Origin of the sequence: Campylobacter sp. US55 (assembly GCF_004378955.1) — a bacterium.
Classification (GTDB): domain Bacteria; phylum Campylobacterota; class Campylobacteria; order Campylobacterales; family Campylobacteraceae; genus Campylobacter_D; species Campylobacter_D jejuni.
Genome location: NZ_RYYF01000005.1, coordinates 26871 through 52206, shown reverse-complemented (window position 1 = coordinate 52206; position 25336 = coordinate 26871). Strand labels below are relative to the sequence as shown.

Genomic DNA, 25336 nt, shown 5'->3' with positions numbered 1-25336 from the left:
TTTGCTTTATTTTTCTAAATTTAAAAAATGTACCATTTGTCCTAAGGCTATGGAGCTATCATTGCAAGGGTATTTTAAAGGTACAAAAAAATCAAAATTTTTAGCTTTTAAAATTTCAAGTAAGGTTTTATTTTGAAAAACTCCTCCGCTTAAAAGCACTTTTAAATCATAATCTTTGCTAAAATCTATGATAAAATTTGCCAAGGCATTAAACATACCTGTAATTGCCTTAGTTTTTTCATCTTGTAAAGCCCCTAGGATTAAATTTTTAAAATTAACCTGCCCTTTTTCTACAAAAAGCTTGTAAGAAAAATCAAGATTTTTATCATAAAAAGCTTCACACATTAAGCCAACTTGAGCTTCATAAGAACTTTTTTCTAAGTTAAAAACAATACTTCCAAAAGCATCGATAATGCGTCCTAAAGAACTCGTTTGTAAGTTAGAATGTGAATAAATTTTTTTAAGATTTTCAAGTTTGATTTTTGGAATTTTTGCTAAAAACTCCTTAGCCTTATCTTCTAAATCATAATGAAAAATAAGACTTAGAGCCAAATTTTGTATATTTTTAATATCACTATTTATAAGAGTGAAATTTTCAAAATGTGCAATTCTTTCATATTCTTTCAAATTTCCTACAAAAACTTCTCCACCCCAAATTTTGCCATCTTCACCATAACCTGTTCCATCACAAATAAAAGCTAAAGCCTTTTCATCTTTTGCAAAATTTTCTTCATATTCAAAATAAGCCGCACAAAAATGCGCATAATGATGAGAAATTTTAATCCTTTCTTCAAATTCTTTTGCATAGCTAAAATGCGGGTGTTTATCGCATAAAATCGCATCAAATTTCAAATCATAATTTTGTTTAAAAAATTCTAAAAGTTTAAAAAATCTCTCATACACATCTAAGCTTTTCAAATCCCCTATATAAGGAGAAATTAAAAGTTTATTTTCATAAAAAACCACAAATTCATTTTTAAGCTCCGCTCCCAAAGCTAAAAAAGTGCCTTTTTTATTAAAATTTCTTTCCAAATAAAAAGGATTTAAGCCCCTTGAAGTACGCAAAAACATGGTTTCACCATTTACCACTTGAGCTATGCTATCATCACTTGCATTCATAATTTCTCTATCATAATCTAAATAAAAATCAAATACTTCGCTAAGTTTTTGACACAAATTAAACTCATCTTTAATAATACTTTCTCCGCTTAAATTCGCACTTGTTGCTACAAGACTTCCTTTAAAATACTCAAAAAGCAAAAGATGTAAAGGCGTATAAGCTAGCATAATACCAATTTTATCAACATCAGGTGCGATTAAAGAAAAGGCTTTTTTCGCCTTTAAAATCACAATAGGAGCTAAAACCCCACCAAGCAAAGCTTCTTCTTTTTCATCTATAAAGGCAAGTTCTTTAGCACTTTGTAAATCTTTACACATCAAAGCAAAAGGTTTTTTAGGGCGATTTTTTCTAAGTCTTAGAGCTTTTAAAGCTTCTTCATTAAAAGCATCGCACATGAGATGAAAACCACCCATGCCTTTTATGGCTAAAATTTTACCTTCCTTTAAAAACTTCGCACTTTGCATAAAAGCTTCTTGATCTTTAGCTAAAATTTCACCCTTTGGATTTTTAAGAAAAACATTGATTTTACACTTAGGACAACTAATAGGCTGGGCATGAAAACGCCTATTTTTAGGATCTTCGTATTCGCTTTTACAAAACTCACACATCAATAATTCTTGCATAGAAGTATGGGTTCTATCATAAGGAAGACTTTTTATAATACTAAAGCGTGGCCCACAATGTGTGCAAGTGATAAAAGGATATAAAAAGCGTGGATTTTTTTCATCAAAAAATTCTTTTTTACACTCTTTACAAAGCGCAAAATCACTTAACATAGGTGTGCTTTTTGCATTCTTTAAAGAAGGAGTGATACTAAAATTTTCATAGTTTGGAATAGAAATTTGTGTGATTATAAGCTTATCTATTCTTGCTAAAGGCGGGAGATTATTTTTTAAATTTTCTATGAAATTTTCACATTCTTTTTGAGTGCAAGAAAGGATGATTTCCACCCCAAAACCATCATTTCTTACCTCTCCAAAAAGCTTTGATTTCAAAGCTAGTTCATAAACTAAGGGACGAAAACCCACCCCTTGAACTAAACCTGAAATTTTGATCTTATATCCTAAGTGGCACATCGCTTAATTGACAATTTTTAAGATGTTTGAGAGTATTTTTAAGCAAAGATTTATGTTCAAACAAAGATCCACTTATAAGTGCTAAATCGCTTTGCTTTTTCTCTCTTAATTCATCATAAGTATCACGCAAGAAATAAGCCAAACTTTCAACCGCTCCATAAGCGATATTAGCACTATCTACACCTGCTAACATAAAACTCATAGCAGATCTTAAGGTTCTTGTATAATCAAAACTTTTATCTTCTTTCAAACGATAATCAATCTTTACTCCACGAGGCATTTTTGACTCATCGGCAATTTTTAAAAGCTCACTAGCACTCTCTTGTAAATTTTTACCCAAATTTAGCACTCTACCCACTAAGCCAAGTAAAGAATAAAAATTATTTCGAAGTTCAAAACTTTCATCTAAAAGAGGAAATTCCTTGCTAAAATTTTCTAAAAGCCTTGCGCCAATTTCATCTTTTTTAATCTCTTCATAAAGCTCTTTGCTGTGTTTTGGTAAAGAAAGTTTAAGCAAATTAAGCTCTTTATTGATAAGCAAAATATCTTCATCATCTTTACTTAGCTCTAAAATAAAAGCCTTTTCCTTATAACGGCTTACAAGATAAGAAATTCTTGCCATATTTTTATCTTTTTTAGAAAAAATAAGCTCTCTTGCCTTAGCATTGATAAATTCAAAACCCTCCAAAACCACCACTTGCTCATCTAAAGCACTGATATAAAAATCTTTTTGATATTCTTCTATCTTTTTTACGCTTAAAAATTTATATTCATTTCCAAAAAGTTTCAAACCTAAAGCAAAGCAAAACAAATCTCTAGCAAGTCTGATTTTAAAATCATTAAAATCAAGATTATGATTTTTTCTAAACATGGCATTAAGCCTTAGCTTCATCAAAGGTTTTTCCAAACTTGCAAGAAGTTTTAAATTTTCATTTGAACAAACAAAAACTGAATTTATAGCTTTAATATCACAAGGAAGCAAAAAATCTCCTATAAATTCGTTCTTAAACAAAGAAAATTCATAAATGCCATTTTTATCTTTTAAATAAATCTTTTTTTCTTGACTTAACAAATCAAAGGCAAAATTTAAAAAAGTATTGAAATTTTCTTCATTGATTTTTTCAAATTCTGATAAATTGCTTGAAAATTCACACTCACAAAACACGCCCCATTCGTTTTTGTTTAAAAGTTTTTTTTCTTGATAGGCATTAGAATTTAAATGAGTAATATAAGAAAATCTTGAAAATTCTTTACCTTCTGGCATACAAAGGTTAAAATCCTGTCCCGCTTTTACATCAAATTTTTTCAAAAAAACACTATGACTCATGAAATTCAAAGAATCACAAAAAGTCTTTAAATTTTCTTCATCTGCATCGATAGAAAAATGATAAATATTTTCTTCTTTGCTAAGGGTATAATTGTAATTTTTCGCATAAAAACGCAATAAATATTCAAAAATATCATTATCCGCATTATAAATAAAATCAAAATCCAAAGTCATATTATGCCTTTTTTGAAAAATAAACTATAAATATAACATTTTTAACTTAAAAATTCTTTCTCTCTTTGTCTAAAATCGCTCATAAAATGCTCCATAAAAGCGTAAAATTCTTTGCTGTGATTAGGGAATTTTAAGTGGCTTATTTCATGCAAAATCACATATTCAATAGCCCTTAAACTCTTTTGAATGAGTTTTAAATTTAAATTAACATAAGCTTTATTATGATTACAAGAACCCCAACGCGTTTTCATATTTTTAATGCTTAAGTGTGTGTAAAATAAACCTGTTTTTTGACTCCATTTTTTAAGATAAAAAGTAAAAATCTTTTTGGCATTTTGTCTTAAAAATAAATCTAATTTTGCTTCATTTTGACAAAGAATTTTATCTTTATCAAAATAAGTTTTTTTAGCATTTTCATCAAAAATAATTTTATATTTTTTAGCTAAAAAGATTAACTCATCATCTTTTAAAGCTTTTTTATCAAATCTTTTTTTTGCCTCATTTATCCAAGGGTTTGATTTATCTAAAAACTCATAAACACTTTTAAAGGTGCAAAAATAAGGAATGCTAAGAACAAACTCACCCCTTTCATTGAGCCTTAATCTTAAAGTTTTTATGCGTTTTTTAGAATAAAAATAACACTCATCTTTATAAATAAAAGATTTTAAACTAGAGCTTTGCCTTGCCATTTTTTGCTTTTCCATCTATATGAATTTACCATTCCACGCAAAAACTCATCCGCACAAAATCCTATCCAAATCCCTAAAATTCCAAGATTAAAATAAAAACAAAGCACATAACCCACAGGCAAAGATACCCCCATCATAAAAACAAGTCCGCTAAAAAATGGAAACTTAGCATCGCCACTTGCGCGCAAGGAATTAACCATAACTATATTAAAAGTTCGTGAAATTTCAAGAAAGATTGAAAGAGCAAATAAAGGTATCATTAAATTTTTTAGCTCTTCTTTAAGCCCTAAAATTTGCATAGTAAAATCTTGACAAAGATAATTCAAAAGTGCCACTAAAGCACTCGCTATCACACTAAAATATAAAGCACGCCAAGCATGTTTATAAGCGATATTTATATATCTAGCACCGACTAATTTACCTACTATAATTTCATTAGCTATGCTCGTAGCTTGTCCTATAAGCATGATAAGCATTGAAATTTGAAAATAAATCGTTTGCACACTCAAACTCGTCTCGCCTAAGCTTGCTACAAAAGCAAAAGCTATAGTGTATTGAACTATCCACAAAAGATTTTCTCCTGCTGAAAACCCACCTATATTTAAAACCTTTTTTAAAACTTCTTTTTCAAGTTTTATCATTTCTTTGATTTTAAGATGAATTTTAAGTTTATAAAAAAGTATCACAAGTAAAGCCACTATAGCAACAATACGGGCAAAAATATTACTAAGTCCTACTCCAAAAAGTTCTAATTTTGTATAATGCAAAACATAATAATTTCCACAAATCACCACTATATCCATCAAAAAGCCTATAAGCATCACCCAATAAGCCATATTATAAACCCTTACAATGGCCGCTAAAACAATTCCTATGGCATCAAAAAACAAACAAATTGCAAGCATATGTAAGTAAATTTCACTATCTTTAAGCAATTCTTGTGGAATTTTTAAAAGATAAAGCAAATACTCCCCATGCCATAAAATAAGCGCACCACACACAAAGCCTAAAAGTGCATTTAAGAACAAACTTTGATGAATCACTTTTCTTGCTAAAACATGATCTTTTGCACCAATAGCCTGAGCTATCACCACACTACAACCCACACTTAAAAATGAAAAAATAGTGATAAAAAGATCTAAAATTTGATTTCCAGCCCCCATAGCACCCACAAGAAAATTAGAATAATGCGACACCATAGCAGTATTGATAATCACAGTTAAATACTTAGAAAGCAAATCCCAAAATATAGGAATACTAAGTCTTGTTAAAGAAAGTTGTTTTTTTGCCATGATTATTCTTTTAAAAAGCCGTATTCATAAATTTTTGGCTCTAACTTTTTAGCTAAAGCATTTAAAGCTATGTTTAAATCACTTAGTAAAATTTTATAATGCTCGTCTTTTGCTTGGCTAGGAAGCTTCATCCTATCTTTTTCATCTCTGCCTTGAAAAAATTCTTTTATATCATAAAGTGAAGCATTGACAAGATAGCCTTTATCCTCACTATGTGTGTGATAATACTTAAAAAGTTCTTTTCCTGCTTTTAAGAGCTCTTGAGCTTCAAGACTGAATTCTATCTTTGCTAACTCATCGCCAAAAAGCGAATTTTCATCTTTTATCTTACCCTTTATAAATTTATACATAAAATCACTTTCAAAAGCTTCTTTTGTGATACCTAGTTCTTTTTCACTAAAAGGTATAAAATGATTTATCCCTTCTTTTGCACTTATGCGATTTTGCCCATGAAAAAGCATAAAAGCTAAACAATCACTTTTAAACTCATCATCGTTTTTGTATAAATCATTAGGATATAAAAACTGATCTCTATCATTTATCCAAGTAGCATTTATAGCATGACGAACAGAGAAATATACAGCACCATTCAACAGGTTTTTTAGCGAGAATATGTAAAAATTAAAATGCTCTATTCCTTTGTTAAGAGAAAGATATAATTGGCTATTATGTTGAAAATCTGGGCTTGGGTTTCCCATAAATCCAAATTTCTCTTGTGATTTTTTATCATCAAAAATCTTGATCCATTTATTAATACTTTCTTTTTGATCATTATAAAAAGTTTTTATTCCTAAAAAACTCCCATTTTTATTAAATGTATCAAGTTTTATTTTTTTAATTTCTTCTTTTTTACTCATATCCCATATCAAAAATCCTATGGGAAAATTTCCTTTTACATTATCAAAGGTATTAGCAGGCACCATAAAGCCTTTTAAAAATTTAGCCTTAAAATTCTCTCTAAATTTTATAAAATTGGTAGAATTTACATATTTTAATTTAGAAAAACTAGCCATTAAACAATCTTCTATCTCACAATAAATTCTGATAAAAAATTGTGCAAAAAGCTCATTGTTCGCTTTTCCTAAAATGTCTTTATATTTTTCACAAATTTTATTTTCTCTTGCTACTTTACCTTTATTTTTTCCTGTATTTGTAACCTGTGTAGCGCTTGTAGCCTCCGCATAAGGTGGGTTGATAAAGATTATTAATTTTTTGCGTTTATTTTCATCTTTTAAAATCTCTTGTAAATTTAAAGGTAATTTTGATTTTTGGATGATTTTACTCTTATCATCCACTTTATCAAAGAATTCATCATTTAAAAAATCAAATTGAAAAACATGATTTTCAAATAAATTCGCACCATTTTTTATACGCTCATGTATCACATCTATATCAGCTTTATCAAGAGTAGAACAAAAGATATTTTTTTTATTTGTAAAATTTGCTAGCAAATTTCCTGTTCCACCCGCTAAATCCCATATATAATACTCCTCTTCATAATCCTCCCCAAAAGTTTTAGAAAGATACTCACAAGCCTTATCCACCCAAATTCTTGGGGTAAAAAATGCTCCTTTTCGCTCTCTTACATCTTGATCTACAAGTAAATCTCTACGCTTTATAATATAATCCCAAAATTCTTTCCTTGGAGGACGCTCGTAAATCGCCCAAAATCCATGATGGGCTTTTTGATTATCTTTAAAAGAAGTGCGTTCGTTAATGATAGAGCCTAAATCACTTTTTGTTTTATTAAACTCATAATAATCTTTTTTAAGAATGGCAAATAAATTTTGACTGATGGTTTCATTTTCGTTTGAGAGTAAATCAGCCAAATAAAAATCAGCATCTATGATCCCGCTTTTTTTAGCCAAATTCCAATCAATACTGATAGTATCTTTAACCATTTTATTCCATTTGTGATAAATGCTTACAAAATTGTTTTTATCGATTTTAATTTTGCTTATATTTTCGCTTGTAAGATTTTCTTTTATGAAAGTTTTTAATTCTTCATCATTTTTTTCATAATAAAAAATTTGTGCTGTATTTAAAATACTATCTAATTCTTTTAGAAGTTTTAAAAACTGCTCGCTTTTATGATTACTAGGTGTTACACTAAAGTTTATATCGCTTTGATAAAAAATTTCTTGCAAGGAAGAAAAAGGTAAAAAGGCTATCTTTTCAGCGTCAAAAGCACAAAGTAAATTTGGAGTTTGCTCTGTATAAAATTTATATTTTCCTATGGTAAGTACAAGCTGAACAAAAGACTTTTTAAGCTCGCTTTTTCCTTGTTTGGCTTCAGCCCAAAGTAAATTAACTTCGCCTAAAAGTCCTAAATTTTGAGTGATACAAAAATCAATCTTAGTACCTACATAATTAAACTTAGAAAAATACAAATCCTTAATCTTGCTTTTTAAAGGCTCTTCGCTAAGTTTTAAAAGTGTTTCAAACAAAACTATATCCTTATGAAATTCTTTTTTAAGGATATAATTTTAATACAAAGATACTTGTTTTTGTATAAATCTCACCCAAAAGCACCGCTTAAGTAAGCTTTGGTTTTTTCTTGTTTTGGATTTTCAAAAAATTCTTTACTTTCACCAAATTCTATAAGCTCACCTAGGTGAAAAAATGCAGTATAATCAGCCACGCGTTTACCTTGTTGCATATTATGCGTTACCATAATCATAGAAAGATTATGACTTAATTCTTTTAAGAGCTCTTCTATAACACCTGAGCTAATAGGATCAAGTGCGGAAGTTGGCTCATCTAAAAGCAAGAGCTTAGGTTTTATTGCTAAAGCTCTTGCGATACAAAGGCGTTGTTGTTGTCCGCCTGAAAGAGCTAGAGCATTTTGCTTTAATTTATCTTTAACCTCTTCAAAAAGTCCTACTTTTTGCAAACAATCCACCACCAAAACTTCTTCTTCATCTTTATTTTTAATCATACCATGAAGTTTTGGCGCATAAGAGATATTTTCATAAATGCTTTTTACAAAAACATTAGGTTGTTGAAAAACCATGCCTACATTTTTACGCAAAGCTACTACATCTTGATTTTTAACATCTTTTCCTTCAATTTCTACCAAACCATCGATTTTTGCGATTTTATCATTCATTCTGTTAAAACAACGCAAAAAAGTGGATTTACCGCATCCTGAAGCACCGATGAGTGCGGTAATTTTGTTTTGTTCTATTTGCATATTGATATCAAATAAAGCTTGTTTTTTTCCATAAAATAAATTTAAATTTGTTGTTTTTGCTATCACTTTAATTTTCCTTGAAAATATTTTCTTAATAATATCGCACTAAGATTTAACACGACTAAAAGTCCTAAAAGCACAATAATACCCGCTGCTGTTCTTTCTAAAAATGCACGCTCTGGCATAGCCGACCATGAGTAAATTTGAGCAGGCAAAACGCTAGTTGGATCAAAAATCGAACTAGCTACATCAGGGATAAATGCTATCATACCGATAATCATCAAAGGTGCAGTCTCTCCTATAGCCCCAGCTAAAGTCAAAATAGAACCTGTTAAAATCATAGGCATAGCTAAAGGCAACATAATGCCTTTTACCATTTGAACCTTTGTCATACCTAAGGCATAGGCAGCATTTTTCATATTGATATCCACACTTTTTAAAGCCGCTTTGGTTGAAACAATGATAATAGGCAAACTCATGATCGCCAAAGTAAGCCCACCCACTAAAGCACTTGAGCGAGGCATTCCAAAAAGATTGATAAACACTCCAAGTCCTAAAAGTCCAAACAAGATACTTGGAATACTTGCAAGGTTATTAATACACACTTCTATAAAATGTGTAAATAAATTTTGCGGTGCAAATTCTTCTAAGTAAATTGCCGCTGCAACGCCTATAGGAACACTCACAACCATACAAACAAGCATAACAAGCAAAGTCCCTATAACTGAAGATAAAATTCCTGAATTTTCAGGAGATTTTGAGTCCCCATTTAAAAAGAAATTGCTATTAAATTTAAGCTCTATCTCGCCTTTTTGCACAAGATCATCAACTAAAGCTCTTTGCTTTTCACTAAGACGATTATATTTTTGTTTCATGTATTGATCTACTTCTGAATTTGCCAAAAGCCAAGTTTTTTCAGTGATTTGCCCTGTTCTTATCTTTCTTTGCTCAGCGCGAGATAAAAGATCATAAACAGGAGAATTTCTATTAGCCTCTACAAAAATATAAGTTTGCTTAAAAGATCCAATTCCAAGATAACCCACACTCCCTAAAAAGATACAAAGAAAAATTAAATTAATATAAAGCCCCATTTTACAAAGTCTTTTAAAAGACTTTGAAGCTTTTTGTCTTTTTTTAAAAAGTTTTTTCATAAATTTTTCCTTTTGTGAAAGCGATTGATAAGATAAACACTAAACATATTGATGATTAAAGTGATGATAAAAAGCACTAAACCTAAAGAAAAAGCACTTAAAGCTAAAGAACTATCAAAAGCTTGATCTCCGCTTAAAGCTTCTACGATTTTTACCGTTACCGTTGTCATATCTTCTAAAAAATTTAAAGTTAAATTTGGACGCAAAGAAGCTGCCATTACCACTATCATGGTTTCACCTAAGGCTCTTGAAAGTCCTAAAAGACAAGCTGCAACTATACCAGGAATAGCCTCAGGTAAAATCACAGCAAAAACCACTTCTTTTTTTGTCATACCTAAAGCATAAGCACCATTAATCCTTTTCTCACTTACTGCTTCAATACAATCTTGAGATAAAGAAGCCACTATAGGTACTATCATGATCCCCATGATAAAACCTGCGCCTAAAGCACTTTGAAAACTTGCTTGTATGCCAAATAAAGAAAAAAACCACACTATAAAAGGTGCTACAACTATAGCCGCAAAAAATCCAAAAACAACAGTAGGAATCCCTGCAATGATTTCTAAAATAGGTTTTAAGTAATTTTTAGATTTTTTACCAGCAAAAACACCTAAATATATAGCACACATAACCCCTAAAGGTAAAGCCGTTAGCATAGCAATCAATGAAATATAAAAAGTTCCCCAAAAAAGCGATAGTGCCCCAAAAACACCTTGTTTGCTCATACCATCTGCATTCATAAAAGCTGCATCAGCTGCCCACTGACTTGAGAATAAAAAGGTAACAACGCTTTCTTTTTGAAAGAATTTTAAAGCTTCAATTAAAATCGTAAGCATGATAGCAAAACTTACTATCACGCTTACAAAAGCACATAAAAAAAGTGCAAATTTGATTATTTTTTCTTTTAGCAAAGTTTTTCCTTAAAAAACTTTTCCAGCTTTTACAAGCTCATCATTTAAAATTTTTCTATCTTCTATATGTTTTTGAGAAGCTTTTAACTTATCATTATTTAAAGGGATAAGTCCTATTTTTTCAAGCTCTCCACCACTTTTTGCCAAATCATCACTCATATAAATTTTTGCAAATTCAAAGGCTTCTTTTGGATTTTTCTTAGCATTGATATAAATAAACAAACTTCTTGCAAGTTCGTATTTTTCATCTGCGATGCTTTCTTCGCTTGGCGTAACACCATCGATATTAGCAGCATTGATTTTGTCTGAATTACTCACTAAAAAGCTATAACCAAAAATTCCAAAAGCATCTTTATCAATAGTAAGTTTTGAAACGATTAGATTATCATTTTCGCCACTTGGGATATAAGCACCATCTTGGCGTATGGTTTTATACTCACCTTTATACTCAGGAATTTTTTTAGACACATCACTCATTACAAGCTCTTCTATAGTATCTCTTGTTCCTGAACTTGATGGTGGACCATAAACACTAATTTTACGATTTGGTAAATTTTTATTGATTTGATTCCAGTTTGTATAAGGATTTGATATAAGTTTTCCATTCTGTGGAATTTCTTTTGCTAATGCTAAGAAAAGTTCTTTTTTTGTGATATTTAATGGAGCATTGGTTTTATTTTGAGCTAAAACTATACCATCATAACCTATCATAATCCCTACTATGTCAGTTACTCCTGCTTTTTTGCAAGTTTCAAATTCGCTTAATTTCATAGGTCTTGAAGCATTAGAAATATCAGTAGTTCCTTCACAAAATACCTTAAATCCACCCCCTGTTCCCAAGCTCTCTACTATAGGAGTTTTCGTATTTTTAATCGAAGCATATTCTTCAGCTACAAAAGAAGTAAAAGGATACACAGTCGATGAACCTGCGATTTTTAAATCTGCTGCATTTAAAACACCACAAAGTGCAAAACTTGCCACACTCAAAGATAGAATTTTTTTCATTTTTTCTCCTTAACTTTAAAAAAGTAATGGAAGTTTAAAAAAACTTGGAAACATTTTGGAAACATTTTTTATTTTGTATTTTTCTTAAATATAATTTTTAACCATCGAAAAATTTAGCTTGTTTTTAAAAAAATAATATATCATTATAAAATATTTTTAAATTTTAATAAGGAGATAAGAATGCTTTCCAAAGAAGTTGTAAAATTACTCAATGAACAAATAAACAAAGAAATGTATGCAGCAAACTTATATCTTAGTATGAGTTCTTGGTGCTATGAAAACAGTCTTGATGGAGCTGGAGCCTTCTTGTTCGCACATGCAAGCGAAGAAAGCGATCATGCTAAAAAGCTTATCACTTATCTTAATGAAACAGATTCTCATGTAGAACTTCAAGAAGTAAAACAGCCTGAACAAAATTTCAAATCCTTACTTGATGTTTTTGAAAAAACCTATGAACATGAGCAATTTATCACAAAATCAATCAATACTTTAGTTGAACACATGCTAACACATAAAGATTATTCTACTTTTAATTTCTTACAATGGTATGTAAGCGAACAACACGAAGAAGAAGCACTTTTCCGCGGTATAGTTGACAAGATTAAGTTAATCGGAGAACACGGAAATGGACTTTATTTAGCTGATCAATACATCAAAAATATTGCATTAAGCAGAAAAAAATAATCTTTGCCCTACTATGGGCAAATCTCGCTTTGGATTGAAGGTATGACTTATTTTTCTCTAGAATTTAGTATTTTAATGATAGCTTTTTTTGCTATTTATTGGACTTTTAAAAATGATTACAAAATACAAAATATTTTAATTTTAATTTTCTCTTATATTATTTATATTTTAATCAATCCTTATTTCGCCTTGGTTTTATTTATATATACCTTTTTTATACACTATTTTGCCTTGCTAATTTTTGTGCGTCGCAAGCGTTATATTTTCGCTACTTGCATGGCTTTTATTATTTTAAATTTATGTTTTTTTAAATACTTTCCTAGCATCAAAGGAAGTGTTGATGAGATATTAAATTTTTTCGGTTTAGAATTTTTAAATATTGATTTAGTATTACCAATAGGGATTAGTTTTTATACCTTTACTTCTATTACTTATCTTGTAGAAGTTTATCAAAAACGCCGTTTAGAAAGTTTTTTAAATTTAGCAACCTTCTTATCATTTTTTCCAACACTACTTTCAGGGCCTATTATGCGAAGTTCTTTTTTCTTTGAACAGGCCTATCAAAAACGCGAATTTAAACATGCAAATTTAATCATCATCTTGCTTGTTTTTGGTATAGTTAAAAAAGTTTTAATAGCTAATTACCTTGGAATTTATGCTAAAAGTATTTTAGACTTTCCACAATCTTATAATTTCATACAACTTTTAAGCGCAATTTACGCCTATGCGATTCAAATATACTGCGATTTTAGCGGATATGTTGATTTAGTTTGTGCTTTTGCTTTAATGTTAGGTTTTACCCTTCCACCTAACTTTAACATGCCTTATCTTGCAAAAAACCTAAAAGATTTTTGGGCTAGATGGCATATCAGTCTTTCAACCTTTATAAGAGATTATATCTATATACCTTTAGGGGGCAATAGAAAAGGAATGCCACGCACTATAGTTAACATACTCATCGCTTTTATACTTTCAGGTATGTGGCATGGCAATACACTTGCTTTTATTGTTTGGGGTTTATTGCATGGTATTGGCATAGTTTTTATACATTTGCTAGCTTTAAGCAAATTTAGTTTAAAAAAAATTCCAGCTTTAGGAAGATTTTTAACCTTTCAATTTGTATGTTTTACTTGGATTTTCTTTTATTATAGCAAAAATCTAGAAGATGCAATAGAATATTTTAAAGCTTGTTATTATAATTTCTTCCAAATTCCATCTTATAACGATATTTATATGTTGGTTGCTTTTGGGGTTCTTTTTATGATCTATCCTTTATTTATTAATTTTAAAGAATATTGCATTAAGATTTTAAATCTTACTCCATTTTTGCTAAAACCTTTTATCATAGCTTTTATTTTACTTTTGGTTTTTGCTTTTATGCCAGATGGAATTCCTGATTTTATTTATTCGAGTTTTTAAATGAGTGTAGTTAGATTTTTCTTCATTTTGATTATAGTGCTTGGCTTGGTTGTTGTAGTTATGAATCAGAGCATTAGCTCTTATATAGAACAAAAATATCACTTTGCATTCTATCCTCATAATGATCTTTTAAAAGAAGCTAATGGCTTTAAAATTAAATTAGAACAAATTCGTGCAATTTTAAGCAACGAACCCTTGCCTCAAACCAATGAAGAAACTACAAATCAAGAAAATAAATCAACAGATGAAAACTTAAGTAAAATAGATAAAATTTCAAATACTTTGGAAAATGATGACAACACTACTCATAAAGAAGCAAATCTAACCTTAATCCAAGATGCAAATATTAGTTTTATCGACAATACCAAATTAGAGCTACAAAATGGAGATGAGTTTTTATTTATCGGAGATTCTTTAATGCAAGGTGTTGCAATAGCCTTAAATAGAGATTTAAGAAATTTAAATCTTAAGGTAACCGATCTTAGTAAACAAAATACAGGCCTTTCTTATAAATCCTATTTTGACTGGTCAAAAGCCACCAATGAAGCTTTTGTTAAAAACTCAAATATTAAATATCTTGTTGTTCTTCTTGGCGCTAATGATCCTTGGGATATTAAAAAAGGAGGAAATTACCATCGTTTTGGCTCCCCTTCTTGGATAGATATTTATACAAATCGTGTAGATGAAATCATTAAAATCGCTAAAAAACATAAAGCCAAAGTTTTTTGGTTTGAAATCCCTCCTGTAAAAAAAGAAGATTTGAACAAAAAAATACAAGTGCTCAATAAAATTTACAGCGATGAAATTCTTAAAAATAAAGAAATTTTTATCAACACTAAGCTATTTTTTAGTGTCAATGATGAATACTCAGCTTATATAAAAGATGAAAACAATAGAAGTATAAAAGTAAGAACAGATGATGGGGTTCATTTTACTCCAAGTGGCGCAAGAGAAATGTCTAAACTTTTATTAGAACACATAAAACTTAAGGAAGAAAATGCTAGTAAATAAATTTAAAATTATCTTATTGTTTTTTATTATTTTTACTAGCTCTTATGCACAAAATTTAAATACAAATGACACAATAGATTCCATGCTCAATCAAAACAAAAATCACTCTGCTTTAACAAGTTATGTATTAAAAAAAGATCTTAAAAATCTAGAAAAAAAATTAGAAAAAAATCAAAACATAGGAATTAGAATTTATGGAGATTCTCATATGGCGGCTGATTTCTTTCCGCGTGTCATAAGAGGATATTTAATCCGCTCTAACTCTATAGGTTTTGCCTATCCTCTACAGCCCAAATATCAACAAAATCTTAATCTTGTTTATTCTTATAAAAACTTTGAAATTTTAAACTCAAGAAATCCTGCTAATACTGGACATAATTTTCCACTAGGTGGGATAATAGCCAAAGCAAAAATCAAAGGCGCAAAAATCAACCTTGATACAACCTTAGATAAAAAAAAATTCAAGATAGGATTTTTATTTAAAGCCAAGCAAAATACCAATGCTTTTAGCATCAAAGATGCAAAAAACCAAAGCTATGAGTTAAGAACTACACAAATTAACAAATGGTCTTATAAAGAACTAGAACTTGATCTTCCTTTGCAAATTTCAGCCTTACAAAAGGATGCTGAACTAGGAGGATATTTCATCACAAATAAAAATAATAATGTTTTCTTAGATACCATTGCAATCAATGGTGCCAAAAGTGATTTATGGCTCTCTTGGAATCAAGCAGTTGTAAAAAAAGAACTAGGACTTTTACACAATGATTTAATTATTCTTGCCTATGGTTCTAATGATGCACTCTTTAAAGGGTTTGAAAAACAAAAATTCAAAAATAATTTAAAAAAATGGATTAGCATTTTAAAAACTTATAATAAAAACGCTGTTATCATGCTAATCTCTCCACCAACAGTAGTTCAAAAACAAGGTAAAAACTACAAGCTTGCTCCTGATTTTTTTACTATACGCAAAGCATTATATGAAGTTGCTAAAGAAGAAAAAACTCTTATTTTTGATATGCATCAGTTTATGCAAGATAGCGGAGGAAAAAACAAATGGATAGAGCAAAAGCTTTCGCTCAATGATGTACATCTTACTATAAAAGGCTATGAGCTGATGGCTAAAAAATTACTCGAGGATTTAAAAAATATCATCGATTATTAAATTAATACTTAGGAAATTCTAAGTTTTCATCATTAAAACTTAAAGCTGTGATTTGATAGTAAGAATTAATGGTTTTTAAAAGATTAAATCTAGCTCTTAAAAATTCTTGCTGGGTAGAATTTAAAGTATTGTTTGCATCCAAATAATCTTTTAATTCACTTTTTCCTAAAATATATTTTTCATAATACGCCTTAGTGATAAGCTCTTGTTTAATGTTAATACTTTGCAAATTTTGCAAAAGTAAGGTGTTACTTTGATAATCTTTATAATTCAATACAAATTCATTCATCGCACTTTGCAAGGCTTGCTCATAAGAAATTAAAAGTTGCTCATAGGTAAATTGAGAAATTTTGATATTTTGCTTTACTCTACCATAATCTAAGAAAGGTAAAGAAATCTTAACATTACCACTTAAAATTTCAAATTTAAAACTATCATCAATTTTTTTATCACTCCCACTTAATGCTCCACCTAAAGAAATACTAGGCAAAATAGATTTTTGCATGGAAGAATAATCCTTAAAGGCTGATTTTAAGCTATTGAGTTTAGATCTCACATCTGCACGGTACGCTAAAGCTTTTAAAGGTATATTAAAATCAGGACTTAAGGTTTTAAAATCATTTAAAGATAAAGTTTTAAAATACTCTATGTAAGCAAAACCTTCTTGCTTTGCTAATAAATCTTGTAAATTTTTTATGAGTAAATTACGATTTTGATCATTGCTTAATAAATTTTGTTTAGCTCTTAATAAGCTTTGTTCTATGTTTAAAAGATCTAATTCTTCTATTTTTCCAAGCTTGTATTTATAACTATAAAGCTCTTTCATTTGTTCTAAATTTGAAAGATAAGCTCGAAGCAATTTATCTACATCGTTAAAATAAGCCAGCTCAAAAACATCATTTAAAGCTGTATTGATCATGCTTATTTTTAAATTTTCAAGATCATAAGCACTTGCTTTTGCACTAAATTCACTCGCACTTGCACTATCTCTTAATTTTCCATAAATATCAAGCTCATAGCTTAAATTTAAAGAATGATTGAAATTTTTACTTTGTTTGCCTGAATTTAAATCTTTATCTCCACCAAAACCCAAATTTCCACTTAAAGTCGGATATAAATCATAATCAATCAAATCGGCTCTAGACAAAGCTGAAAGCAAAGTTTTTCTAGCAATATTAATATCGCTATTATTCAATAAAACAAAATTTAGAAATTCATTTAATTTTGCATTATCATAAGATCTATACCAATCATAAGTAAGATTTAAATCTTTCATTTGTTCTTGGGTTAAATCAACTTCTTTAGGCAAGCTAAGTTTTGCACCACAAGCACTCAAGAAAAATGCTAAAAAAATGCTAAATATTACTCTCATATCATTCCTTTGATAATGCACTAATAGGATTTAAATTTGCTGCATTTCTTGCAGGGAAAAAACCAAAAACCACACCGATAAACATAGAACTTAAAAGTCCCAAAAGCACAGAATAGGCATTTAAAATCATAGGAAAATCAGTACTTAAAGTATTAAAAGCAAAAATAACAAAAATCGATAAAATCACACCTAAAATCGCCCCTATAGTACAAATCATAACCGCTTCGATTAAAAACTGCATCATAATATCTTCTCTTCTAGCCCCTATAGCCATGCGTGTGCCTATTTCTCTTGTTCTTTCACTTACAGAAACAAGCATGATGTTCATCACTCCTATACCCCCAACAATCAAAGCAATCACAGCCACACAAGCGGTAAGTATGGTTGTAGTGCGTTTATTTGCTGTAATAGCTTGCTTAAAGGTGTCAGAATTAAAAGTAAAAAAATCCTTTTGTCCGCGTTTAATTTCTAAAATTCTTATAATAGCATTTTCAGCCAAAGTTGAACTCACATCATCTTTAACCTTAACTATAATTTCACGCAAATTTCTATCTCCTGTAAGCTTATTCATCAGTGTTGTATAGGGTATATAAAGACGCACTACATTATCTTCTATAGGTTTGTCTGTATCTTTTTGCAAAACTCCTATGATCTTAAAAGGTTGAGAATTAAAAAGTACCACACGACCTAAAATATTTTCACTTTTTTCATCAGGAAAAAGATTTTTTTTAGCATTAAAATCTAGCACAGCAACATTGGTACTATTTTTTACATCATCATTATTTAAAATTCTTCCCGCATCTATCCTTAAACCTTCTATAGCAAAATTATTTACCCCCACTCCTTCAGCTCTTGCACTTAAAGAAATATTGGTATAAGTTGCCACACCTGAAGTATTTGAATGAGCATCCACTGCTTCTAAATATTCTAGGGATCTTAGCGTTTCTAAATCGCTAAAATTAAGCCTTGTTTTACCCGAACGCAAATCCCCAAACCCTTTTCCAGGGCGAATTTCAATAGTATTTGTCCCAAGTCTCGCAATAGACTCAAGCACTTTAGCTTGCGAGCCCAATCCTAAAGCTACAACACAAACTACAGAAGCAATACCTATGATGATTCCAAGCATAGTTAAAATAGAACGAAGTTTGTGCACAAGTATAGAAGAATAAGCTATCTTAAAACACTCAAAGGCTTGATTTTTAAGCAAAGTAAATGTTTTTTTCTCTTTAGACATTGTTTTTAAAGTGAGTTTTTCTTGAGCTTTTTCCTTTTTAGTATCGCTTAAAATTTCTCCATCTTTAATCTCTATAACCCTTTTAGCTTGTGCTGCGATTTTTGGATCGTGAGTTACTAAGACTATAGTATGACCTTGCGCGTTAAGTTTTTGTAAAATTTCAAGTACCATAATACCGCTTTTACTATCCAAAGCTCCCGTTGGCTCATCAGCCAAAATAAGCTCTCCACCATTCATTAAAGCTCTTGCTATAGAAACGCGTTGTTGCTGTCCTCCGCTTAATTCATTCGGTTTAGAATCTAACTTATGAGCTAGTTCTAAATCATTTAAAAGTTTTTTAGCGTTTTGACTTCTTTCTTGTAAATTTTTTCCCGCATAAACTGCAGGTAAAGAGACATTTTCTTTAGCACTAAGCAAGCTTAAAAGATTATATCTTTGAAATATAAAGCCTATTTTTTCACGCCTTAATCTTGCTTTTTCATCGTTATTAAGTTTAGTGACTTCATACTCATCAAAAACATAAGTTCCACTACTTGGTGTATCTAATGTTCCTATGATATTCAAAAGTGAAGTTTTACCACTTCCACTTTGTCCTATAATGGCAACAAATTCACCTTTTTCTATACTTAAACTTACATTTTTTAAAATGGCATTTTCGCCTATATTCTTGCAAATATTTTTAAGAAAAATCATTAAAATCTCAACTTCATTTTAGGAGCTAAGCCATCAGCACTTGAGCTTACTATCAATTCTTCATTTTCATTTACACCTTCTAAAATTTGAGTGTTGATAGAATCTTTAATGCCAAGTTTGACATATTTTTTAACAGCTTTTTGATTTTCTAAAATTTCAACATAATAGCCTTTTGGATCGCTTTTAATTGCATAAGTTGGCACTGCTAAAACAGCCTTTGCACTCGCTACGACAATTTCATTTTGTATACTCATACCAATACGCAAAAAATCATCTTTATTGGCTACATAAAATTTTGCGTAATAATAAATAGCATTTGATGAGCTTGAGCTTGAAGAACTCGAACTTGATGAGCTTGAGCTTGTACTAGAATCACTCACTTCAGTATCAGCTGGATCTATACTTGCAATAGTAGCATGATAAGTTTTTTGAGGATCATTAAGCAAAGAAAAATCAAGCTCTGTTCCTACTTTTATCTTACTCACATCAGCCTCTGCTATTTCCATTCTTACTTCCATTTCGTCTAAATTAGCTATACGGACTATAGTAGGAGTGTTTTGATTAGCATTAACTGTTTGTCCTTCATCTACAGCTACATTAATCACAACACCATCCATAGGAGCAGTAATGGTTGTATAACCTAAATCTTTTTGTGCATTTTTAAGAGTGATTTCAAGCTGAACTACTTGAGCATTAAGCTCTGCAACATTAGCTTTTAAAGTATAATAATTATTTTTTTGAGTTTCTAAATTTTCAAGAGAACTTGCTTTAGCTGCATAAAGTTTTTGCTCTCTTTGATACTGCTTATTCGCAATCTCAAGAGCAACTTTTTTACTCTCTAAATTAGCCTTAGCGCTTTCAAGCTGAGCTTTTGTAATATCTAAATCGTTTTGTTGTTTATCTTTGTCAATTTGAGCGATCAAATCACCTTGCTTTACATGAGTTCCCACATCAACATAAAGTTTTATAATTTGTCCGCTAACTTGAGCACCCACATCGACTTGATCTTTGGCATATACCTTTCCTACTGCCTCTATGGTTTGAGATATATCTTTTTTTTGTATTTTTTGAGTTAAATAGCTGATTTTTTCATCATTATTAAAAAAAATAAAATAAGCCCCAACACTTCCAAGTATTGCAATTAAAATGATTAAAACAATCTTCTTTTTCATAATAACAAATCCTAAAGAAAAATCAAGATTAAATTTTACTCATTTTTTGTGAATTTTTTGTGAATTTTTAATTCTATTTTATAAATTTAAAAATTCTAAAGCCATCATCACATCACCCTGCATTAAAACTTTTAAATTTTCATCATCCCAACAAAAAGTAGAACTATGGTGCAAAGCTGGATGATTTAAATCCTTTGAAATTCCAACAAATACATAAGCTCCCATTCTTTCTCGTGTTAAAAAAGCAAAATCTTCAGCCCCCATGTCAGGTTTAGAAGAAACAATGATATTTTCTTCTCCTAAGACCTTTGCAAAAGCTTTTCTTGCTATTAAAGCAGCTTTTTCATCATTAATCAATGGAGGAAATTCTTTAGTATATTTAAGCTTATAATCTCCACCATTAGATTTTGCTGTAGCAGCAGCCACTTCTTCTAGAGAACTTTTTAAAATATCTTGTGTTTTATCATTTAAAAAACGCACAGTTCCTTTTAAATAAGCATTTGTAGGAATAACATTATAAGTAGTTCCTGCACAAATTTGACCTACGGTAATCACCCCTGCTTCATAAGGGGCTAAACGCCTAGAAACAACACTTTGTATATTATTTACAAATTGCGTTGCCATAATTATAGGATCTATACAAGTATGCGGATGAGCTCCATGTCCTCCTCTGCCAATAAATTCCAAATCAAAAATATCCGTTCCAGCCATCATTTCGCCACTTACAATTTGAGCAGTATTTTCAAGCAAAGACCCCCATAAATGACAACCAAAAACCGCATCAACATAAGGATTTTCCAATACACCTGATTCTATCATAGGTTTAGCTCCACCGCTTCCCTCTTCTGCGGGCTGAAACATAAATTTAATCGTGCCACAAAATTCATCTTTGAGCTCATTTAATATCAAAGCAGCTCCCAAAAGTCCTGCTGTATGTCCATCATGTCCACATGCGTGCATCTTACCATCAATTTTTGAAGCATAACTTAGATTAGTTTTTTCTTGTACAAGCAAAGCATCCATATCCGCTCTTAAAAGAACGCATTTTGGTTTTTTCTGACTCTTCTTTTTTCCTTCTATAGTAGCTAAAATTCCTGTTTTTGCAATATTTTTTTGATATTTAATGCCAAACTCATCTAAAATTTTACACACTAAACGAGCTGTATTTTCTTCTTCAAATTCAAGCTCAGGATGCATATGAATTTGATGTCTTAAATCAACTACTTTATCATAGTACTTTAGTGCTAAATTTTCAACCAGCTTTTGCATTCTTTTCCTTAATCTAAATCTTTTATTTTTTCATCTGCTTTTTTACTGTCAAGTTTTTCCAAATTCGCCTCCATTTTTCGTATTTCTTCTTCTCCGCTACGCACTAATTTTGCATCAATTTTGGAAAAATCTCCAGTTTTTTTATTTGGATATTCTACCTTAGAAAGTATAAAACGCAATAAATTTAATCTTGCTTTTTTCTTATCATCAGAAGAAATAATAGTCCAAGGACAAGTTGGAGTATTAGATGCTAAAAGCATAGAGTATTTAGCTAAAGTATATTTATCCCATAATTCTTGCGATTTTTGATCCACAGGAGATAATTTATATTGTTTAAGTGGATCACTTCGGCGTTTTTCAAAACGTTTTTTTTGCTCATCTTTTGATACTGAAAAATAAAATTTAAAAAAAATAATATCACTATTTGAAATCATATTTTCAAACAAAGGCACCTCTCTTAAAAAATCCTTATGTTGTTGCGGTGTACAAAAACCCATAACCGGTTCTACTCCTGCACGATTATACCAAGATCTGTCAAAAATCACAATCTCACCGGCTGAGGGCAAATGTGCTATATAACGCTGAAAATACCACTGTGTTTTTTCCACATCACTAGGTTTTTCAAGAGCCACAACGCGGCAACCACGCGGATTTAAATGCTCAATCAAACGTTTAATCGCTCCACCTTTTCCAGCCGCATCACGCCCTTCTATAAGTATAAGAACCTTTAAACCTTTGGCTTTAACATGATTTTGAAATTTCAAAAGCTCAATTTGCAAATTCTTTAAATCTTTTTCATATTCTATTGTACTTTTCTTTCTTTTAACAGAAACATAAATTTCATTCTTTTTAACAGCCACTTGCGTTTTTGGAGAATTATTTTCTTGCATTTTCAAACCTTTATAAAGTATTTAAAGCAAATTTACCATAATAAATTATAATTGAAGCTAAAAATAAAGGAAAAAATAAGTTTTTAGGAAATTTATGCGTATTTTTGGTATTATTTTATTAAGTTTTTGTTTATGTTTTGCTTCTATATTGTCTTTAAAGGAAGCTTTTAATGTAAAATCAAACTCTTATAATAACTCTATCTCAATTGATATTGAACTTGGAAAAGATATTTATCTTTATTCTAATAAACTTAAATTATATATAAACGAAAAAGATATAAGTTCTTTGATTAATCTACCTCAAAGTTCTACAAGAGATAATGAAAATGTTTATTATCAAAAATTAAATTTAGCTTTGCCAAATTTATTACTAGAGCGCTTTGCAAAAAATACCACAAATTTAATCAAACTCGAATTTCAAGGTTGTTCCGAACAAGGCTTGTGTTATAATCCTCAAACTTGGTACTTTGATCTCATTTCTAAAAAAAATGCTTTTGAAATTTCAAAACCTTACAAAACTCAAAAAACAGATAAAAAAACTAAAATTGAATCTGAAGAAAGCTCTATAGCAAATTTTTTAGCAACAGATAACTTTTTTTGGATTTTGCTAAGTTTTTTTGGCTATGGACTTTTACTCTCCTTAACACCTTGTATTTTACCTATGATTCCGATTTTATCTTCTCTTATCGTAGCAAAAAGTAATGCTAAATTTTCAAAAAAATATAGTTTTTTTCTCTCTTTTATCTATGTTTTTTTCATGTCTTTAGCCTATGCTATTGCTGGAGTTATAGCAAGTTTTCTAGGAGCAAGTATTCAAGGAATTTTACAAAAACCTATTATTTTAATTCTTTTTGCTCTAATTTTCATAGCTTTTGCTTTTGCTATGTTTGGAGCTTTTCGTTTTGAATTGCCATTAAAATTTCAAACCTTTATACATAAAAAAAGCGAAAAAGGGAAAGGAGTTTTAGGTATAGCCATCATGGGATTTTTATCTGCTTTAATAGTAGGTCCTTGCGTAGCAGCTCCTTTAGCAGGTGCTTTAATTTATATAGCCAATACAGGCAATGCTTTATTAGGCGGTAGTGCGCTTTTTATCATGAGTTTTGGCATGGGTATACCTTTGCTTTTCATAGGCTTAGGATTAGGTTTTATTAAACCTGGTTTTTGGATGGAAAAAGTAAAAATTTTCTTTGGTTTTGTTATGTTGACTATGGCTATTTGGATACTTTCTAGAATTATTGAAGAAAATTACATTTTAATTGCCTATGGAATTTTAGGTGTATTTTTTAGTGTTTTTATGGGAATTTTTGAAAAAAGTTTTACAATAATTTCTAAAATTAAAAAAAGTATTTTAATTCTTATTTTAGCTTATTCTCTAAGTATTTTCCTAGGGGGACTTTTTGGGGCTAAAAATTTCTTAAATCCTTTAAATTTCAATACTATATCTGCCTCAAAACATGCTTTAAGCTATGATTATATCAACAATTTTGAACAATTAAAGCAAGAAATACAAACAAATACAAAGCCCATAATGCTTGATTTTACTGCATCTTGGTGTGAAAATTGCAAACTTTTAGATGAATTAACCTTTAGCGATGAAAGAATCATACAAAAAATGCAAAATTACAAACTTATCAAAGTTGATGTAAGCGAAAATAATAATGAACAAATTAAAACCATGAAAGAATTTAATGTTTTTGGCCCACCTGTTTTAATTTTCTTTGAAAATGGAAAAGAAAAATTAAAAATCACGGGTTTTATCAGTGCTGATGATTTATTAAAAAAACTAGAACCATGAAAATTCAAAGTTTGCAAATAGGTAAAATTAAAAACTATAAAAATTTCCAAAACGTATTTATTAAAGATACTTATCTAGAAGAAACACAAATTAATTTTCTAGGTATTTTAGATGATCAAATAGCTGATAAAATTCATCATGGAGGCTACCATAAGGCTTATTTTTGCCAACTCTTGTCAAAACTTATTATATATGGGAAAGATTTCTTAATAAAAAGCTAAATTTTGGCTCAATGGATGAAAATGTGAGCATCGATGGGCTTTGTGAACAAAATGTTTGCATAGGTGATATACATCAAATTTCAAATGCAATACTGCAAGTAAGCGAACCTAGAAAACCTTGTGTAAAAATTTCTAAAATTCACAATAATTCAAATTTTACACATGAAATTTTTAAAACGGGTTTGAGTGGATGGTATTATAAAGTTTTACAAGTTGGACAAATACGAAAGCATGAAAACATTAAAATTTTAGAAAAAAATTCTACTTCACTTAGTGTATTTGAACTCGATCAACTTTTTTACTCCCTACATCAAGCTCTTAGACAAAATCCGAATTTATTAGATAAATTAGAAAATTAAACTCTTTCATATCTCAAAATTGGCACGAAACGATACACAAACGCTTAAAAAATACTTACGATATAAGCTATATGGATAGCTTATAAGTTTTTAAAGTTATTTTTAGGTAAA

Annotated in this window: 19 protein-coding genes and 1 pseudogene; 6 read left to right on the top strand and 14 right to left on the bottom strand. The window is 29.9% G+C overall.

Annotation, left to right across the window (positions count from 1 at the left end):
- Positions 1–6: 6 nt before the first annotated feature.
- The 9 genes from hypF to ELQ07_RS04515 all read right to left on the bottom strand — a co-directional run bounded on the left by hypF (position 7) and on the right by ELQ07_RS04515 (position 11938).
- Positions 7–2196 carry a carbamoyltransferase HypF gene (gene hypF, locus ELQ07_RS04555; RefSeq protein ID WP_070316941.1) on the bottom strand — a complete coding sequence of 730 codons (2190 nt, stop codon included), beginning with the start codon at positions 2194–2196 and terminating at the stop codon, positions 7–9.
- A complete protein-coding gene (locus tag ELQ07_RS04550; RefSeq protein WP_052835095.1) occupies positions 2177–3697 on the bottom strand; it encodes a hypothetical protein in 1521 nt (506 codons plus the stop codon). The genes hypF and ELQ07_RS04550 overlap by 20 nt, the downstream gene beginning before the upstream one ends.
- Before the next feature lie 41 nt (positions 3698–3738).
- Positions 3739–4386 (bottom strand): M48 family metallopeptidase, encoded by a 648-nt coding sequence (locus ELQ07_RS04545; protein ID WP_134224825.1) that lies wholly within the window; start codon positions 4384–4386, stop codon positions 3739–3741.
- Positions 4362–5678 (bottom strand): MATE family efflux transporter, encoded by a 1317-nt coding sequence (locus ELQ07_RS04540; RefSeq protein ID WP_134224795.1) that lies wholly within the window; start codon positions 5676–5678, stop codon positions 4362–4364. Before ELQ07_RS04540 ends, ELQ07_RS04545 begins: the two co-directional genes overlap by 25 nt.
- A 2-nt stretch (positions 5679–5680) precedes the next feature.
- Entirely contained in the window at positions 5681–8125 is a 2445-nt protein-coding gene (locus tag ELQ07_RS04535) for a hypothetical protein (protein ID WP_134224794.1), read from the bottom strand.
- Positions 8126–8196: 71 nt separating this feature from the next.
- Positions 8197–8937, bottom strand: coding sequence for a phosphate ABC transporter ATP-binding protein PstB (pstB, locus tag ELQ07_RS04530; RefSeq protein WP_096702995.1), 741 nt, complete (start codon positions 8935–8937; stop codon positions 8197–8199).
- Positions 8934–10022, bottom strand: coding sequence for a phosphate ABC transporter permease PstA (gene pstA, locus ELQ07_RS04525; RefSeq protein ID WP_134224793.1), 1089 nt, complete (start codon positions 10020–10022; stop codon positions 8934–8936). The genes pstB and pstA overlap by 4 nt, the downstream gene beginning before the upstream one ends.
- Positions 10019–10933, bottom strand: coding sequence for a phosphate ABC transporter permease subunit PstC (gene pstC, locus ELQ07_RS04520; RefSeq protein ID WP_070316937.1), 915 nt, complete (start codon positions 10931–10933; stop codon positions 10019–10021). Before pstC ends, pstA begins: the two co-directional genes overlap by 4 nt.
- A gap of 9 nt (positions 10934–10942) precedes the next feature.
- Entirely contained in the window at positions 10943–11938 is a 996-nt protein-coding gene (locus ELQ07_RS04515) for a substrate-binding domain-containing protein (RefSeq protein ID WP_134224792.1), read from the bottom strand.
- Positions 11939–12118: 180 nt separating this feature from the next.
- Between ELQ07_RS04515 and ctf the strand changes: the two genes are divergently transcribed.
- From ctf to ELQ07_RS04495, 4 genes are read left to right on the top strand one after another with little or no spacing between them, the layout of a single operon-like run.
- Positions 12119–12622, top strand: a complete 504-nt coding sequence (ctf, locus tag ELQ07_RS04510; RefSeq protein WP_002852256.1) for a non-heme ferritin — start codon at positions 12119–12121, stop codon at positions 12620–12622.
- A 42-nt stretch (positions 12623–12664) separates the two neighbouring features.
- Complete coding sequence (locus ELQ07_RS04505) at positions 12665–14041, top strand: MBOAT family protein (RefSeq protein WP_088303729.1); 1377 nt, start codon at positions 12665–12667, stop codon at positions 14039–14041.
- Positions 14042–15052, top strand: a complete 1011-nt coding sequence (locus tag ELQ07_RS04500; protein WP_134224791.1) for a GDSL-type esterase/lipase family protein — start codon at positions 14042–14044, stop codon at positions 15050–15052.
- Positions 15039–16217: an SGNH/GDSL hydrolase family protein gene (locus tag ELQ07_RS04495; RefSeq protein ID WP_088303731.1), complete on the top strand. Its 1179-nt coding sequence runs from the start codon at positions 15039–15041 to the stop codon at positions 16215–16217. Before ELQ07_RS04500 ends, ELQ07_RS04495 begins: the two co-directional genes overlap by 14 nt.
- 1 nt (position 16218) lies before the next feature.
- Here the strand turns inward: ELQ07_RS04495 and ELQ07_RS04490 are convergent, their stop codons facing one another.
- The 5 genes from ELQ07_RS04490 to ppk2 form a co-directional block, all read right to left on the bottom strand.
- Complete coding sequence (locus ELQ07_RS04490) at positions 16219–17589, bottom strand: TolC family protein (RefSeq protein WP_134224790.1); 1371 nt, start codon at positions 17587–17589, stop codon at positions 16219–16221.
- 1 nt (position 17590) lies between these two features.
- Positions 17591–19516 carry an ABC transporter permease gene (locus tag ELQ07_RS04485; RefSeq protein ID WP_134224789.1) on the bottom strand — a complete coding sequence of 642 codons (1926 nt, stop codon included), beginning with the start codon at positions 19514–19516 and terminating at the stop codon, positions 17591–17593.
- Positions 19516–20688 (bottom strand): efflux RND transporter periplasmic adaptor subunit, encoded by a 1173-nt coding sequence (locus ELQ07_RS04480; protein ID WP_070276045.1) that lies wholly within the window; start codon positions 20686–20688, stop codon positions 19516–19518. The genes ELQ07_RS04485 and ELQ07_RS04480 overlap by 1 nt, the downstream gene beginning before the upstream one ends.
- 78 nt (positions 20689–20766) lie before the next feature.
- Positions 20767–21957 carry a M20 family metallopeptidase gene (locus tag ELQ07_RS04475; protein WP_070316930.1) on the bottom strand — a complete coding sequence of 397 codons (1191 nt, stop codon included), beginning with the start codon at positions 21955–21957 and terminating at the stop codon, positions 20767–20769.
- A gap of 8 nt (positions 21958–21965) precedes the next feature.
- Positions 21966–22847: a polyphosphate kinase 2 gene (gene ppk2, locus ELQ07_RS04470; RefSeq protein WP_070316929.1), complete on the bottom strand. Its 882-nt coding sequence runs from the start codon at positions 22845–22847 to the stop codon at positions 21966–21968.
- A gap of 94 nt (positions 22848–22941) precedes the next feature.
- Between ppk2 and ELQ07_RS04465 the strand changes: the two genes are divergently transcribed.
- Positions 22942–24645 carry a protein-disulfide reductase DsbD gene (locus ELQ07_RS04465; protein ID WP_134224788.1) on the top strand — a complete coding sequence of 568 codons (1704 nt, stop codon included), beginning with the start codon at positions 22942–22944 and terminating at the stop codon, positions 24643–24645.
- Positions 24642–25311: pseudogene (locus ELQ07_RS04460) on the top strand (MOSC domain-containing protein). Before ELQ07_RS04465 ends, ELQ07_RS04460 begins: the two are co-directional and overlap by 4 nt.
- The last annotated feature ends 25 nt before the right edge of the window (positions 25312–25336 follow it).

Excerpts from the sequence above, each read along its gene's own strand:
- ELQ07_RS04475 (WP_070316930.1), bottom strand. The coding sequence starts at position 21,957 with ATGCAAAAGCTGGTTGAAAATTTAGCACTAAAGTACTATGATAAAGTA.
- ELQ07_RS04480 (WP_070276045.1), bottom strand. The coding sequence starts at position 20,688 with ATGAAAAAGAAGATTGTTTTAATCATTTTAATTGCAATACTTGGAAGT.
- ELQ07_RS04495 (WP_088303731.1), top strand. The coding sequence starts at position 15,039 with ATGCTAGTAAATAAATTTAAAATTATCTTATTGTTTTTTATTATTTTT.
- ppk2 (WP_070316929.1), bottom strand. The coding sequence starts at position 22,847 with ATGCAAGAAAATAATTCTCCAAAAACGCAAGTGGCTGTTAAAAAGAAT.
- ELQ07_RS04500 (WP_134224791.1), top strand. The coding sequence starts at position 14,042 with ATGAGTGTAGTTAGATTTTTCTTCATTTTGATTATAGTGCTTGGCTTG.
- ELQ07_RS04540 (WP_134224795.1), bottom strand. The coding sequence starts at position 5,678 with ATGGCAAAAAAACAACTTTCTTTAACAAGACTTAGTATTCCTATATTT.
- ELQ07_RS04550 (WP_052835095.1), bottom strand. The coding sequence starts at position 3,697 with ATGACTTTGGATTTTGATTTTATTTATAATGCGGATAATGATATTTTT.
- ELQ07_RS04545 (WP_134224825.1), bottom strand. The coding sequence starts at position 4,386 with ATGGCAAGGCAAAGCTCTAGTTTAAAATCTTTTATTTATAAAGATGAG.
- ELQ07_RS04485 (WP_134224789.1), bottom strand. The coding sequence starts at position 19,516 with ATGATTTTTCTTAAAAATATTTGCAAGAATATAGGCGAAAATGCCATT.
- ELQ07_RS04490 (WP_134224790.1), bottom strand. The coding sequence starts at position 17,589 with ATGAGAGTAATATTTAGCATTTTTTTAGCATTTTTCTTGAGTGCTTGT.
- pstA (WP_134224793.1), bottom strand. The coding sequence starts at position 10,022 with ATGAAAAAACTTTTTAAAAAAAGACAAAAAGCTTCAAAGTCTTTTAAA.
- ctf (WP_002852256.1), top strand. The coding sequence starts at position 12,119 with ATGCTTTCCAAAGAAGTTGTAAAATTACTCAATGAACAAATAAACAAA.
- ELQ07_RS04465 (WP_134224788.1), top strand. The coding sequence starts at position 22,942 with ATGCGTATTTTTGGTATTATTTTATTAAGTTTTTGTTTATGTTTTGCT.
- hypF (WP_070316941.1), bottom strand. The coding sequence starts at position 2,196 with ATGTGCCACTTAGGATATAAGATCAAAATTTCAGGTTTAGTTCAAGGG.
- ELQ07_RS04505 (WP_088303729.1), top strand. The coding sequence starts at position 12,665 with ATGACTTATTTTTCTCTAGAATTTAGTATTTTAATGATAGCTTTTTTT.
- ELQ07_RS04515 (WP_134224792.1), bottom strand. The coding sequence starts at position 11,938 with ATGAAAAAAATTCTATCTTTGAGTGTGGCAAGTTTTGCACTTTGTGGT.